This window comes from Halodesulfovibrio spirochaetisodalis (assembly GCF_001672295.1).
Classification (GTDB): domain Bacteria; phylum Desulfobacterota; class Desulfovibrionia; order Desulfovibrionales; family Desulfovibrionaceae; genus Halodesulfovibrio; species Halodesulfovibrio spirochaetisodalis.
In genome coordinates this window covers 68,456-82,890 of record NZ_JXMS01000008.1, presented here as the reverse complement: position 1 = coordinate 82,890, position 14,435 = coordinate 68,456, and the positions used below count along the sequence as shown (strand labels likewise).

The window sequence follows — 14,435 nt, the reverse complement described above, 5'->3', positions numbered from 1 at the left end:
AGATGAATATGGTGCAAAAAAAGTGTAATTCAACCTCCGGTATCTGTGATAAGACCTCCGGTGTTTCTCCACTTAAAGCAGGTTGGCTTGTTATTCCTGTTCTGGGAGTGCTGCTGCTTGCTGCACATTTTTTGCGCTTCGGTGATACAGGACTTGCAATAGCTTTAGCCGGTGTCTCTGGCCTGTGCTTTACACGACTTGCATGGGGGCGAATCGTGTGTGCAACAGTTCTGTTTTTGGGCTCATTTTTATGGATTCAGACTGGAATTGATTTTGTTCAGATTCGAATGGCTGTCGGGCAACCATGGATTCGCCTAGCTGTAATCATGAGTGCTGTCTGCGGATTTAGTCTTGCTGGCGCATGGCTTCTCAGTACAGATAAGGCGGCTGCACGGTTCTCAACGGGGCGTACCTTTGCGTGGAGTCAGGCTGTGACGTTCGCGTTAACAAGTGGTGGGCTGTGGTTGTGCCATGCCATGCCGAAAAAAATGACACTTCTCCTTGCTGATCGCTTTTTCCCTGGAAGCGGAGCTGTGGAGATATTCATAATAGCTTGCTATGCTGCCTGGCTATGCGGGCTTCTTATTGATAAACGTACCCAGCGAAAAGCCCGCTCGTATGCATGGGCATTCTTTTCTTTTGTCTTTTTTGCACAGCTCGCGCTGGGCTTGGCTGGGGTCAGTACGTTTTTGATGACAGGTGCGTTGCATTTACCGGTTCCTGCATTAATTGTTGCTGGCCCTCTGTTCAGGGGAAGCGGCTTTTTTATGCTAATCCTCTTTTCTATTTCAGTGCTGCTTGTCGGACCAGCTTGGTGCAGTCATCTGTGCTACATAGGAGCTTGGGACGATCGCATGGGCAGGGTTCGGAATGGAAAAACAGGACGTTTACCTGCTTGGGCGCCTAAAGTGCGTATTGGACTTGCTTTGGTAGTCTTTGGATTAGCGTTTTCAATGGGACTCACTGGAGTTCCAGTAGCTGTCGCGGGCGGGTTGGCAGCCTTGTTTGGACTTGTTGGTGTGGGAATAATGCTTTTTATCAGTAGAAAGCAAAAGATGATGGTTCACTGTAGTGCGTATTGTCCTCTGGGGGTGGTTTCAAATTTGCTTGGGAAACTCAGTCCTTGGCGCTTGCGCTTTTCTGATACATGTACCAAATGTGGCGCTTGCGCAGCTGTATGCCGATATAATGCAATCAGTTTTGAACGTCTGACAGCTGGGTCGCCATCTTTTTCCTGTTCACTTTGCCGTGATTGTACTGCGGTATGCCGGCATGGAGCTGCTGAGGTGCGCTTCTTTGGTATAGGGGCACCTTGGGTGACGCATCTGTTTGTAGTACTTGCAACATCGTTGCATGCAATATTTCTTGGAGTTGCACGAATGTAGTTGTCGGGTCGCATTGAACCAAAGGACTTTACGAGACTACGGTGGTTATGTATTCTTACAGTCCATTGAATATGACTATGATGTACGATCCAGAACAATATAAACGCAAAATTACCAAGGAAGAGATTAACTCATTACCATTACGACGATATGACGGAGATATTTGTCTTATTCGTACAGAAGGTGAGCTGCAGTATGCTGTAAACCGCATGCGACAAGAGGATCTGCTCGGGTTTGATACCGAAACCAGACCGACGTTCCGTAAGGGTAAAATAAATCTTCCTTCTTTGGTTCAATTAGCGTGCTCGGATGTAGTCTTCCTCATCCAGCTGAACTGGGTACCGTTTAGTGAACCTCTTATTTCGTTGCTTGCCGACGACTCTATTCTTAAAACCGGAGTAGCCGTCAGAGACGACATTAAAGATTTACAGAAGCTGTCCCCGTTCAAAGATAAGGGTGTGGTGGACTTGGGAGAAGTCGCCCGTCATATTGGACTTGAAACTCACGGGTTACGCAACTTGGCTGCTAACCTCCTTGAGTTCAGGATTTCCAAAGGAGCACAATGCTCAAACTGGGCGAACAAGGAGCTGACACATCAGCAGATAGTCTATGCTGCTACAGATGCATGGGTCAGCCGCCTCATTCACATTAGAATGGAAGAAACCGGTCTTATGGCTGGACTTCCCCTTGATTGATGCACTGCGGTTACGCAATGCAAAAAAGGTCGGAATCTTTTGATTCCGACCTTTTTTGTTTTTTGAAACCAAAAAGGATATGATTCTGAACCATTGCTTAAGATTTATTCGTTTTGTCATATTCATGTAACCATGTCTCCATTAGGTTGTAATGAATTACTGATGTAACCGTCATGCGAGTTGGAGGAAACTGATGGCCAATACAATTTTGCTAGTCGAAGATGATGAAGACATTAGACAACTGCTTACCTTTACATTTGAAGCAGCCGGATTTGATGTCATTACCCGTGCAGATGGTCAGGAAGGATTGGATGCTGCACTGGCAGAGGCCCCTGACGTTATCATTCTTGATATTATGCTCCCGTCCATGAGTGGGCTGGACATCTGCAAGGTTCTCAAGCGCAGTGCGGAAACAGAGTCGATTCCTGTGATTATGCTTACTGCACGTGGCGAAGAAGTGGACCGAGTAGTAGGGCTCGAGCTTGGAGCAGACGACTATGTGGTTAAACCGTTCAGCCCGAGGGAACTTGTTTTACGAGTTCGTGCTGTGCTTAAACGTAATGCGCCCGCAGAGCCTGCAACAAAAACATCAAGCCTGAAAATGGATGGGCTTGTTGTGGATATGGATGCATACAAGGTTATTATCGACGGTGAAGAAGTGTTGCTTACGGCAACAGAATTTAAACTACTCGCAGAACTGCTTAAGAATAAGGGACGCGTTCGTACACGTGACCAGTTGTTGAATACTGTTTGGGGATATGAATTTGAGGGCTATGCACGGACTGTAGACACACATGTGCGAAGATTACGCCAGAAGATCGGAGACTACGCAAAGTATATAGAAACAATGCGTGGTGTCGGATACAGATTTAAAGAATAGCATCTGAACATCGTCTTCGGATGTCTGAGCAATGGTGGAGTTTATCAATATGAAAATGTATGCCAAGGGGCTGGATTTCTACTACGGTGATTTTCAGGCATTGGAAAATATAAACCTTGAATTTGCACAAAATCAGGTTACATCGCTTATAGGCCCTTCTGGCTGTGGAAAATCTACATTCCTGCGCTGTTTGAACCGCATGAATGATCTGATTCCTGTTGCACGAGTGGAGGGAGAGATTGTTCTTGATGGTACAAATATTAACGATCCAAAGCTGGATGTTGTAGAGCTTCGCCGACGTGTAGGAATGGTTTTTCAAAAACCGAATCCGTTTCCAAAAACAATCTTTGAAAACGTTGCTTACGGGTTGCGCGTGAATGGTGTCAAAGATGCTTCGTATCTTGCCGCGAAGGTGGAAGAAAGCCTGAAAAGTGCTGCGTTATGGGATGAAGTGAAAGATCGTCTTGAAACTTCGGCACTAGGGCTTTCCGGCGGACAACAACAGCGTTTGTGTATTGCACGGGCATTAGCCGTAGAGCCAGAAGTATTGTTAATGGATGAACCTGCTTCAGCACTTGATCCTATTGCAACGCAAAAAATTGAAGAGCTTATTTTTGAGCTTAAGAAGCAATACACAATCATTATTGTAACGCACAGCATGCAACAGGCTGCACGTGTCTCAGACAACACAGCATTTTTCTACATGGGTAAACTTGTTGAACATGGTGAGACTGAGGTGTTGTTCACCAGACCGCAGCAGAAACAGACAGAAGATTATATTACCGGTCGATTTGGCTAGCACTGTGCTTGATTGATGATGGGTGCGGGGTATTTTTCACAACGTTTGGGAGAAGAGAATGGAGACTCAGTTTCATGTAAAGCTTGACGCCTTACGCGCCAAGTTGTTGGAAATGGCAGCAAGAGCACAGAATGCTGTTGAAAGTGCCACAACAGCGCTATTACACCGCGATGTAGAATTGGCTGAGCGCGTAATTGCTGAAGATAGAATTATCGACGAGATTGAATGTGAAGTGGATGAAATTTCTTTGCGTTTGCTTGCGTTAGATGCACCTGTAGCCGTTGACCTTCGTTCTATTGTTGGAATGATGCGTGTTGCAGTGAACTTGGAGCGCATCGGTGACGAAGCAGTAAATATTGCCCGGCAGGCAAAATATCTTTCTTCCCGACCAGCGTTGCCGTTTGAAGAGAATTTGCAGGAGCTTTGTGCTGTTGCCTTGGATATGCTGAAAACTTCCATTATTTCCATGCGTGAAGGAGATTCTTTGCTTGCCCGTGAAGTCTGTCGAATGGATGCAGAGTGTGATGAGCTTGATGTGGAAGTGATTAAAGAACTGGTCAACTACATGGGCTATGAGTCACCAGCCGTTAAACGAGCTGTTGCAGCCATTTTGGCTTCACGCAGCCTTGAGCGCGTGGGAGATTTGTCTACAAATGTAGGTGAAGCTGTTGTATTCATTATTGAAGGTGAAAGCATTAAGCATAAAATATGCAGCCAGAAAGAGATTATTTAATGGCCATGCTACGCTACAGGCTCCCTTTGTCTGGTTAGAAAAAATAGTTTTTATATGGAAGAGTCTGAAGAACACCCTTTGATGTTGTAATTTTTACATAAATGATAAAATAATCATGTTTTTTGCTAAGGCCTCTGTACACAGAAATTGTACAGAGGTTTTTTGTGTAATGGGTGGATAGTAAAGAGTATTTGCAAGGTGTTTGTGCAGAAAATATATTACAGAAATGTGAAAAAATAAAAAGTACTAAGATAATCAAGATAAAAATAGCGCAATCGTAATGTTTGATATCGGTTGAACAGGCGGCTAGGTGACGTGTTTGACGAAAAAGCAAAGGTGCGCTATTCACCGTCATCATTTAGTGTCAGCACTGTAAAAAAATGTCTATTTCAAGGTAGTAACGGCAGTCTAGGGTCTGCCTTTTTTCTTGTTCTGTGGACTATTATCAGGATGTTTTACCATTTCATCACTGCTGGGTAAAACTCCATGAGTTTGTGTGTGACATATTGTTTTGGATTAAAACCGGTTTTCGACGAACTTTGTGTTTACGAGAGAGGCGTAGGCCAGAGTGTTGCCAGTAGTCGTTGTAAATCCGGTTCTGCTGTTTTTGTATCATTATATTTGTGATGCTGCTCTGCATCAGCAAGCAAAGGAGAACTCTCTAATGAAGCTGTGGACTAAAATCCTCATCGGTATGGTTGTGGGTGTGGTTCTTGGTGCGTTTGCACCGGCATTTGTTCCGTACGTTGCGCCAGTCGGAACATTGTTTATTAATGCAATTAAAATGCTTATCGTACCGTTGGTGTTTGCATCTCTTGTTACTGGCATGACCAGCATGGATGATGTGAAAAAACTTGGCCGTATCAGTGCAAAAACCATCGGTATCTATCTCACCACAACACTGATTGCGATTTCCATCGGCCTCATTGTGGGCGAGCTGCTTCAGCCTGGCGCAGGTATGAATCTTGTTGCTGCCGGTGAACAGGTTGCCAAGGAAGCACCTTCCCTTTCTAAGACATTGACTGGTCTTATTCCTAAGAACCCGATCGATGCTATGGTGAAAGGAAACATTCTCCAGATTATTATTTTCGCTATTTTTCTTGGTCTTTCTATCAACTTTGCCGGCGAAAAGGCTGCTCCTGTTAAAACGTTTTTCTCTTCGTTTGCAGAAGTAATGTACAGCATGACAGCAATCGTTATGGCGTGTGCTCCATACGGTGTTGCAGCTCTTATCGCAAAAGTGGTTGCTCAGTATGGTCTGGATGCGTTGCTGCCGCTCGCCAAAATTATCGGTGCAGTTTACGTTGGCGCGATTCTTCATGTGTTCGTGACATACAGCAGCTATGTGGCTGTTGTTGCTCGATTGAATCCAGTAAAGTTCTTCCGCGGGATTCTTGATGCGATCATGGTGGCGTTTTCAACTACGTCCAGTGCTGGTACACTTCCTGCCACTATTCGCTGTGCTGAGAAAAACCTTGGTGTCTCATCTTCAGTTTCCAGCTTTGTATTACCACTTGGTGCTACTATCAACATGGACGGTACTGCAATTTATCAGGGTGTTTGTGCGCTCTTTATTGCACAGGCCTACAATATCGACCTTACAATGGGTAATATTGTAACTATCATGCTCACAGGCACACTTGCATCCATTGGTACTGCTGGGGTTCCAGGTGCAGGACTTATCATGCTTTCCCTTATTCTTTCTTCTGTCGGCCTGCCTATGGAAGGTATTGCGCTTATCGCAGGTATTGACCGCATCCTTGATATGGCTCGTACTACTGTGAATATTTCAGGCGATGCCATGACCGCAGTTCTTGTATCCCGCACAGAAAACGAACTTGATGAGGAAGTGTACAACGCAATGTAGTTGCCTCACTTCAACAGGCAAGCTTAGGCTTGTCTTGCTGAGCATCGTTACCTTGTCAGCTCTTATAGCCCGCAGTCACACTGCGGGCTTTTTTTATGAAAAAAGAATGATAACGCAAATGTAATAATTGCGCGCAAATATGGATAGAGAGAGGCTGTATTGTCGAACATAATAATCACGATTACTCGCGCATACTTATCTGAGTACGGAGAATATATGAAAAAACTAATCGGCGTATTATGTGTTTGTTTGCTGATGCCGGTCTGGGCTGCTGCAGAGCAGCCAGCAATACCTCTTGAGAAAATTACTGATCCGGACATGGCACACGCATTGTTCGTCAAAGCGTTAACCGAGAAAAATATCGATCAGCTTTGCGCACTTTATTCAGATGATGCTGTGATGGTTTTACGGGATGGGAAGCTTGAAGTAAGCGGAAAAAGCAGTATCCGTAGGGTGTTTACCATCATGGTTGATATGGTGGATACGTTTTCTCTCGAAACCGTGTATCAAGTGGAGTCAGAAAATACAGTACTTTTCAGGTCCAAATACCGTTCTGTGTATAAAACTCCTGATGGAAATCAGGAGGAAGTTATCAGTAGTGGTATAGAGGTGTTGGAAAAACAGCCCGACGGCACGTGGTTGTTTACCATAGACCACCATAGCGGCGGCTCTAATGTATTATAAGCATTAGTAGTTCAGGCACACCGGTATGCGAAAAGCGGGTTTGCAGTATGGCTACGCCCGCTCTTTCGCGAAATCCTATTACGCAAAACAAAAAAGCCCATGCACTGGTTGTGCATGGGCTTTGCTTTTTAAAGCTATTGATTAGCCTTTTACAAGCTCTTTAAGTTTATCGAATGCAGCGTTGATGCCATCAGCGTTGTTACCGCCTGCCTGAGCCATGTCAGGGCGGCCGCCGCCTTTGCCTCCAACTTCACCGGCAATCTGACCGATGAGCTGGCCTGCTTTGAAGTTGTCATTCAAATCTTTGGTAACTGCTACGAGTAACGTTACTTTGCCTTCGCTATCTGCACTTGCAAGACATGCGATGCCGGAGCCAAGTTTAGAGCGAATGTCGTCCATAATGTCGCGCAGTGCTTTTACATTCGGTACGTCTACACGTGCTGCAAGTACTTTAGTACCGTTCACATCTGTAACGTTGGACATGAGGTCACCACCTTGACTGGATGCTGCCTTGGCTGCAAGCTTTTCCATGTCTTTGCGAAGGGTGCGGTTTTCCTGCTGCAACCCTTTAACACGGTTCGCAACATCACCCGGCTTTCCTTTGACCAGTCCGGCAATTTCCTGCAGCTCTTCACGGTTAGCAAAAGAAAGGTTGAGCGCATTAAAGCCGGTAGTAGCCTCAATGCGGCGAATACCTGCGGCAACACCGCCATCAGAAAGAATAAAGAAGGAGCCTGCCTGACCTGTTGCGGAAAGGTGGGTACCACCGCAAAGCTCAACAGAGTTATCGCCGATGGCAACAACACGGACTTTATCTTCGTATTTTTCACCGAAGAGAGCCATGGCACCTTTTTCAACTGCTTTATCGTATTCCATTTCTGCTACATCAAGTGGAATGTTTGCCATAATAGCTGTGTTAACATCCAACTCGATTGCTTTAATCTCTTCAGGAGTAAGCGCAGAAATATGAGTGAAGTCAAAGCGCAGGCGGTCTGGTGTTACCAGAGAACCAGACTGCTTTACATGGTCACCAAGCACTCTGCGCAGAGCAGCGTGGAGCAGGTGGGTGCATGTATGGTTACGTGCGGAAGCAAGGCGAAGCTCTTCACTTACCTGCAAGGTCACAGCCTGCTCATTTCGGATGGTGCCTTCGGATACTTCAATATGATGTACTGTAAGCTCTGCATTCGGCTTAAGAGTATCAATTACAGCAGCCTGACCAGAATCAGCGGAAATCACACCGTGGTCACCTGTCTGACCGCCTGATTCGCCGTAGAAAGGAGTTTTGCTGGAAACAAGGTATCCCTTCTGGCCTGCAGTCAGGGAGTCAACGTTTTCAGCTTCTTCATTCATAAGAACTGCAACGCGGCTTTCAACACCAAGATTGCTGTATCCTACAAACTCACTGCGCACCCCTTCTTCAAGAAGAGATTGGAAGCGTGCGGCAAGTGTATCGCCTGCAGCACCTTTCCACGCAGCTTTAGCGCGCTGTTTCTGCTGTGTCATGAACGCGTTAAAGCCGTCTTCATCAACAGCAATACCGCGCTTTTCAGCAATGTCATTAATGATATCGATAGGGAAACCATATGTGTCGTACAGTTTGAACACAGTTTCGCCTTTAAGCGTTTTCGCAGAGGTGTTTTCAACTGCAAGAATCTCATCTTCCAGAAGAGCAAGGCCCTTATCCAGTGTTTTGTTGAAGCCTTCTTCTTCCATGATCACAACGCGATCCATGAATTCTGCGTTTTCACACAGTTCTGGATACTGCTTGCCCATTACCTCCACAACCTTTGCAACGGATTTGTGGATGTAACAGCCGGAAAGTCCCATGAGTCGACCGAAGCGGTAAGCGCGGCGGATAAGGCGGCGCAGTACATACCCTCGACCTTCGTTAGATGGAAGGATACCGTCGCTGATCATAAATGCAATGGCGCGACTGTGGTCGGCGATAACGCGCAGAGCAGTATCCACGTCTTCGCCGTCTTTTTTATAGGTTACGCCAGCAAGGGCTGCGGTAAAGTTGATGAACTCGAGGAACAGGTCGGTGTCATAGTTTGAATATACGCCCTGACAAACGGCAGCAATACGCTCAAGACCCATTCCGGTATCGATATTAGGATTAGGAAGAGGAGTGCGGATACCCTGCTCATCCTGATTGAACTGCATGAACACTAGGTTCCAGATCTCAAGGAAGCGGTCACAGTCACATTTACCGATTCCGCAATCTGGGCCGCAAGTCATGTGCTCACCCTGATCAACGTGGATTTCAGTACATGGTCCACAAGGGCCGGTGTCACCCATTGACCAGAAGTTGTCTTTTTCACCGAGACGGAAAATTTTGTCTTCCGGCACGCCAGCTTCGGACATCCATAATTCTTTTGCTTCATCATCATCGCTGTAGATGGTGATGTAGAGCTTTTCTTTAGGAAGTTTGAGCTCTTCTGTTATGAATTCCCAAGCATAGCGGATGGCGTCTTTTTTAAAGTAGTCGCCAAAGCTGAAGTTGCCGAGCATTTCAAAGAATGTGTGGTGGCGGGCTGTACGGCCGACGTTTTCAAGGTCGTTGTGCTTGCCGCCTACGCGCAGACACTTCTGGGAAGTGGTGGCTCGAACATACGCTCGTTTTTCCTGACCGAGGAAGGTTTTTTTGAACTGAACCATGCCTGCGTTAGTAAAGAGCAGAGTGGGGTCGTCAGCAGGAATGAGGGATGAAGAGGAAACGATTTCGTGTCCCTTATCCTCGAAGAATTTGAGAAACTTCTCCCGAATTTCGTTTGCGGTAATCACAGCGTTGTCTCCCTTGGAAAAACATTAACGGCTTATTGTTAAAAGAAACGCCGCCCTGATCTCAGGGCGGCGTACTTTATTCTCATATTATGAGAAGTGGTGCTATTTCTTGGAAGATTTTTTAGCAGGAGCAGCAGGTTCTTCCGGCTGTTTTTCCCCAGTCTCTTCCTCTATTACGCCCAGATGTGTGAGTAATTTCTTTTCAATCTGATCTCTGATCGCGTCATTCTCGTTCAAGAACGCTCGAACGTTTTCTTTACCCTGACCTAATCGTTCAGAGCCAAACGCGTACCAGGCACCACTTTTATCTACTATGCCGTGTTCTACACCAAGATCGAGCAATTCGCCAGTACGGGATATGCCTGTTCCGTATAAAATATCGAATAAAGCTTCACGGAACGGTGGTGCAACCTTGTTCTTTACGATTTTCGCACGGGTGCGGTTACCGAATACTTCGTCTTTATCTTTAAGAGACTGGATACGGCGAACATCAATACGGATAGAAGAGTAGAATTTCAGCGCATTACCACCGGTAGTGGTTTCAGGGTTACCATAGCCCATTGTGCCGATCTTCATACGGATCTGGTTGATGAAGATAACGCTCACGTTGGATTTATGGATGGTGCCTGTAAGTTTACGCAATGCGTGTGACATAAGGCGAGCCTGACTGCCTACCTGAGTCTCACCCATATTACCTTCCAGCTCGGATTGCGGAATAAGCGCAGCTACGGAGTCGATAACAATAATATCTACCGCACCGGAGCGGACAAGCATGTCGGCAATGTCGAGAGCCTGTTCACCATAGTCCGGCTGTGAAATGAGTAACGCTTCTGTGTCAACCCCAAGGCGGCGGGCATATGTCGGGTCAAGAGCATGTTCGGCGTCAATGAATGCTGCGGTTCCACCCTGTTTTTGGCACTGTGCAATGGCATGTAGTGCAAGGGTTGTTTTACCGGAGGATTCAGGACCGTAAATCTCAGTCACACGGCCTTTAGGGATACCGCCAATGCCCAGCGCCATATCGAGAGAAATAGAGCCTGTAGGAATAACAGGAATTGCGACATGCGCATCATCGTTCAGCTTCATTACTGAGCCCTGTCCGTATTTACGCTGGATAGTGCTCATTGCTGTGCTAAGAGCCTCACGACGCATATCTTCAGGGCTCATTGCGGATTTAGTAGCCATCTTTAATCTCCGTGCGGAAAGTGTTGTTTTTTAGGGAGCGTTCATCGTGAATAGCAAATCGCTCTGTGGTGGGCAATATTCAAAAAAGTACAACGTAGGGTTAGGTACATTTTACAGTTATAGAATATCAAAAAAATATATGCAGGAAAATCTTTATTCATTAAATCAGATGAATAGGGTGCTCAGGGGAAAAGTGCTCTTGCTTTTATGTTCAATGAGCCTTATGTGGCGTGCATGGAAAAGGTAACGAAGCAATATGACGCTGTGGCATTACTGTCCGGCGGACTGGATTCTCTGCTTGCTGTAAAGGTTATACAGGATCAGGGGCTTAGGGTTAAAGGGTTGCATTTTGTAACCCCGTTTTTTGGTAAACCGCATTTGGTGCGCCACTGGGAAAAGTTGTACGGCATGGAAATTGATGCAATTGATGTGTCAGAAGAGTACGTACGCATGATGGTGGAGCGACCTGTGCACGGGTTTGGTAAAACTCTGAACCCCTGTGTGGACTGTAAGATCTTGATGCTCAGAAAAGCTCATGAGTTGATGGAATCATACGGCGCTAAATTTATTATCTCCGGTGAGGTCATCGGACAGCGCCCAATGTCGCAGCGCAGAGATACTCTGAATGTTATTAAGCGTGATGCAGACGTGCAGGCTGTACTGCTTCGCCCTTTATGCGCTCTTTGTCAGGATCCTACTCCTATGGAAGAATCCGGTCTTGTTCAGCGTGACAAGTTACTTGGTCTTTTTGGGCGCGGACGTAAAGAGCAGCTTAGGCTTGCTGACCACTATGGTTTTACAGAAATTCCATCACCGGGTGGCGGGTGTAAGTTGACAGAGCGTGAAAACGGTCGTCGTTACTGGCCTGTACTTAAATACTCCCCAAATCCTTCTGTTGCAGATTTTAAGCTTGCGAATATAGGGCGTCAGTATTGGTCCGGTACTCATTGGATGTCTGTAGGCAGAAACCAGATGGACAACGATTCCCTTCTTAAGGTAAAATTGGATACTGACCTGGTATTTAAGGTAGTTGACTATCCTGGGCCAATTTCCATTGGGCGTCAGTTTGAGAGTGCACCATGGTCTGAAGAGGTCATTGCTGATGCAGCAGCATGGGCAGCATCGTATTCTCCAAAAGCAAAAAAAGCTGGTGTTCCTGTAAAAGTGAGTGTAGTAACTGGAAGTAAGGAGAACGTAGAAGAACGTATCATTACTGTTACTCCACTACGGGAAACTCCTATGGGCTGGGCCGAATGGTGCTGGCCTGATGCAAAAGAAGAAATTCGCGAAGAGGCACGTGCCCGCGCGAAATAATAGAATTTCCTGGGTGATTCGTCAGCCTTTGAAACGTAGGCAGAATCAATACTATCACATGCAGGCACCTTGCCGTTGTCACCAAAGGGGATTGAGTTGCTCCTGACGGCGGCTGCCATATCCTTTAATAAAAGGATTTTGCAAGGTCTCATTGGTAACGGTCAATCCGGGGTAATGTTAGAGAGCTTTTTCAGGCAACTGAAAGAGCTCTCTTTTTTTGTTTATGAGTAATTCTCTGATGACATGGTGGTGTCGTTGCCTTTTATTATTCAGCAATAAAAAATAAAGGGCAAAAAATGTATTTTTAGCCACTATTCAATGAATACTACAATTGTGATGCATAGCAATACGGTAATGCAGCAGTCATGCTTACTGTTAGTGGTGTTGGGAGTGTATTTCTCCAATTACTGACTGAAGTGGTCGGGTATGAAAAATTAGCATGATGAATGTGAACAAAAAGACTTGAATGCAATGCTGATGCGCACTACAAGGGGGACGACAAATAACAAAACTGTAAAACTCGTTGAGGTGGAAAATGACGTCTCCTGCGAAAAATCGTGATGGGTTCGCCACTGCTCTTGGTGTCCTCACAGCGACTTTAGGCTCAGCAGTCGGCCTTGGTAATATCTGGAAATTTCCTTACATGACAGGTGAAGGCGGCGGTGCTGCTTTCCTTATCGTATATTTGCTCGCTACTCTCGTGGTTGGTCTCCCTGTAATGATCGGTGAGATTATGCTTGGCCGCAAGGCTCGCCAGAATGCCATTGGTACATGGTCAAAACTTGCTCCCGGTTCCCCTTGGTTTCTTGTAGGGTGTGCCGGCGTTCTTGCTGCATTCTCAATTATGGCTTTTTACACAGACGTTGCGGGCTGGGTATTTGCCTTTGTTGTCAAGGCAGCTTCCGGCCAGTTGAACGGGCTGGATAAGTCTGTTGGTGAAGCAGCGTTTGGCTCAATGGTATCTGATCCGTTCGGTTCCTTAGCATGGCAGTGGTTTGTTCTTGCGCTTGTAGCACTTATTCTTATTGCGGGTGTTGCAAAAGGCATTGAAAAGACAACAAAAATTCTCATGCCTGTTCTTTTTCTCATGTTGTGTGCAATTTGTGTACGCTCTCTCATGCTTCCTAAAGCTGGGGAGGGTCTTGCATTTCTCTTTGCACCGGACTTTTCCAAAGTGACTGTCGCAGTTGTACTGAATGCGATGGGACTTGCTTTCTTTAAGCTGTCCCTTGGCATGGGGACAATGATGACATACGGCAGCTACTTCCTTGATGAAGCTGATATTCCCAAAACTACTCTGCGTGTAATGCTGGCTGACCTGACAGTATCCATGCTTGCTGGTATTGCGATTTTCCCTGCAGTATTCAACTACGGTCTTGAGCCGACTGCAGGCCCTGGCTTGCTCTTTATGACAATGCCAGCTGTATTCAGCGCGCTCCCTGCAGGACAGCTTTTCATGACGCTCTTCTTCGTACTGACTTCCGTAGCTACCATCGGTGCTATGTGTTCTTTGTTCGAAGTGCCGGTAGCGTTTCTTATCGAAACAATTCCGTCCTGTTCCCGTAAAGTGGCAACTGTTATTGTTGCCATTGGAATAGGCCTTTGCGGTGTTCCGGCAACTCTGTCCTTCAGCGTGCTTTCCGATGTGACAATCTTCGGTAAAAACTTCTTTGATATGTACGACTTCCTCAGTTCTAACATTCTTCTTCCTGCTGGCGGCGCTTTTATCTGCTTGTTCGTTGGTTGGGTATGGGGCTGGGAACGTTCAAAAGAATGTTTGACCAACAATGGCACACTTTCAAATGAAGGCCTTCTTAAGGCCTGGTTCTTCCTTGTAAAATGGGTGACACCAGTTCTCGTATTTATAGTATTGCTCAAGGGACTCGGTGCATTCTAATATCCACGATTTCTGTGTCGTCGATATGCGCTGGTTAGGTGTAACACCTCCGGCTGACTGAAAACTAAAAAGGCTGTTCTTCATAACGAAGAGCAGCCTTTTCTATTGTGCGGCTGATGTTGGTGTGTTGAAAAGAGCCTCTTGCGCAATATAACCGCGTTTCATCCCCTGCGACTCCTTGGTATGGTGAATTGGATTTCTTACTACCT

General features: G+C 46.1%; 11 protein-coding genes. 9 read left to right on the top strand and 2 right to left on the bottom strand.

Going from position 1 to position 14,435, the window contains the following annotated elements; all coding sequences use genetic code 11:
* Positions 1–2: 2 nt before the first annotated feature.
* From SP90_RS06200 to SP90_RS06170, 7 genes are all read left to right on the top strand, one after another.
* Positions 3–1,385 carry a 4Fe-4S binding protein gene (locus tag SP90_RS06200; protein ID WP_082936318.1) on the top strand — a complete coding sequence of 461 codons (1,383 nt, stop codon included), beginning with the start codon at positions 3–5 and terminating at the stop codon, positions 1,383–1,385.
* Positions 1,386–1,432: 47 nt separating this feature from the next.
* Positions 1,433–2,080: a 3'-5' exonuclease gene (locus SP90_RS06195; RefSeq protein ID WP_407920034.1), complete on the top strand. Its 648-nt coding sequence runs from the start codon at positions 1,433–1,435 to the stop codon at positions 2,078–2,080.
* Positions 2,081–2,270: 190 nt separating this feature from the next.
* Complete coding sequence (locus tag SP90_RS06190) at positions 2,271–2,960, top strand: response regulator (RefSeq protein WP_197498769.1); 690 nt, start codon at positions 2,271–2,273, stop codon at positions 2,958–2,960.
* A gap of 49 nt (positions 2,961–3,009) precedes the next feature.
* Positions 3,010–3,759: a phosphate ABC transporter ATP-binding protein PstB gene (gene pstB, locus SP90_RS06185; protein ID WP_407920032.1), complete on the top strand. Its 750-nt coding sequence runs from the start codon at positions 3,010–3,012 to the stop codon at positions 3,757–3,759.
* Between the two features lie 58 nt (positions 3,760–3,817).
* Positions 3,818–4,492: a phosphate signaling complex protein PhoU gene (gene phoU, locus SP90_RS06180; protein WP_066853663.1), complete on the top strand. Its 675-nt coding sequence runs from the start codon at positions 3,818–3,820 to the stop codon at positions 4,490–4,492.
* A 664-nt stretch (positions 4,493–5,156) separates the two neighbouring features.
* On the top strand, positions 5,157–6,359 hold the full coding sequence (locus tag SP90_RS06175) for a dicarboxylate/amino acid:cation symporter (protein WP_157471201.1): 1,203 nt from the start codon (positions 5,157–5,159) through the stop codon (positions 6,357–6,359).
* Between the two features lie 216 nt (positions 6,360–6,575).
* Positions 6,576–7,043, top strand: coding sequence for a YybH family protein (locus SP90_RS06170; protein ID WP_066853661.1), 468 nt, complete (start codon positions 6,576–6,578; stop codon positions 7,041–7,043).
* A gap of 141 nt (positions 7,044–7,184) precedes the next feature.
* Here SP90_RS06170 and alaS read toward each other — a convergent pair whose 3' ends face one another.
* Complete coding sequence (gene alaS / locus SP90_RS06165; protein ID WP_066853659.1) at positions 7,185–9,830, bottom strand: alanine--tRNA ligase; 2,646 nt, start codon at positions 9,828–9,830, stop codon at positions 7,185–7,187.
* 102 nt (positions 9,831–9,932) lie between these two features.
* Entirely contained in the window at positions 9,933–11,015 is a 1,083-nt protein-coding gene (recA, locus tag SP90_RS06160; RefSeq protein ID WP_066853657.1) for a recombinase RecA, read from the bottom strand.
* A gap of 234 nt (positions 11,016–11,249) precedes the next feature.
* Between recA and SP90_RS06155 the strand changes: the two genes are divergently transcribed.
* Both SP90_RS06155 and SP90_RS06150 read left to right on the top strand, forming a co-directional pair.
* Entirely contained in the window at positions 11,250–12,329 is a 1,080-nt protein-coding gene (locus SP90_RS06155) for a DUF814 domain-containing protein (protein WP_066853732.1), read from the top strand.
* A 535-nt stretch (positions 12,330–12,864) separates the two neighbouring features.
* Positions 12,865–14,226, top strand: coding sequence for a sodium-dependent transporter (locus tag SP90_RS06150; protein WP_066853655.1), 1,362 nt, complete (start codon positions 12,865–12,867; stop codon positions 14,224–14,226).
* The last annotated feature ends 209 nt before the right edge of the window (positions 14,227–14,435 follow it).

What these genes read in the sequence shown, in the direction of transcription:
- SP90_RS06150 (WP_066853655.1), top strand. Translation starts at nt 12,865, where the DNA reads ATGACGTCTCCTGCGAAAAATCGTGATGGGTTCGCCACTGCTCTTGGT.
- SP90_RS06195 (WP_407920034.1), top strand. Translation starts at nt 1,433, where the DNA reads ATGTATTCTTACAGTCCATTGAATATGACTATGATGTACGATCCAGAA.
- SP90_RS06170 (WP_066853661.1), top strand. Translation starts at nt 6,576, where the DNA reads ATGAAAAAACTAATCGGCGTATTATGTGTTTGTTTGCTGATGCCGGTC.
- phoU (WP_066853663.1), top strand. Translation starts at nt 3,818, where the DNA reads ATGGAGACTCAGTTTCATGTAAAGCTTGACGCCTTACGCGCCAAGTTG.
- SP90_RS06155 (WP_066853732.1), top strand. Translation starts at nt 11,250, where the DNA reads ATGGAAAAGGTAACGAAGCAATATGACGCTGTGGCATTACTGTCCGGC.
- recA (WP_066853657.1), bottom strand. Translation starts at nt 11,015, where the DNA reads ATGGCTACTAAATCCGCAATGAGCCCTGAAGATATGCGTCGTGAGGCT.
- SP90_RS06200 (WP_082936318.1), top strand. Translation starts at nt 3, where the DNA reads ATGAATATGGTGCAAAAAAAGTGTAATTCAACCTCCGGTATCTGTGAT.
- pstB (WP_407920032.1), top strand. Translation starts at nt 3,010, where the DNA reads ATGAAAATGTATGCCAAGGGGCTGGATTTCTACTACGGTGATTTTCAG.
- SP90_RS06175 (WP_157471201.1), top strand. Translation starts at nt 5,157, where the DNA reads ATGAAGCTGTGGACTAAAATCCTCATCGGTATGGTTGTGGGTGTGGTT.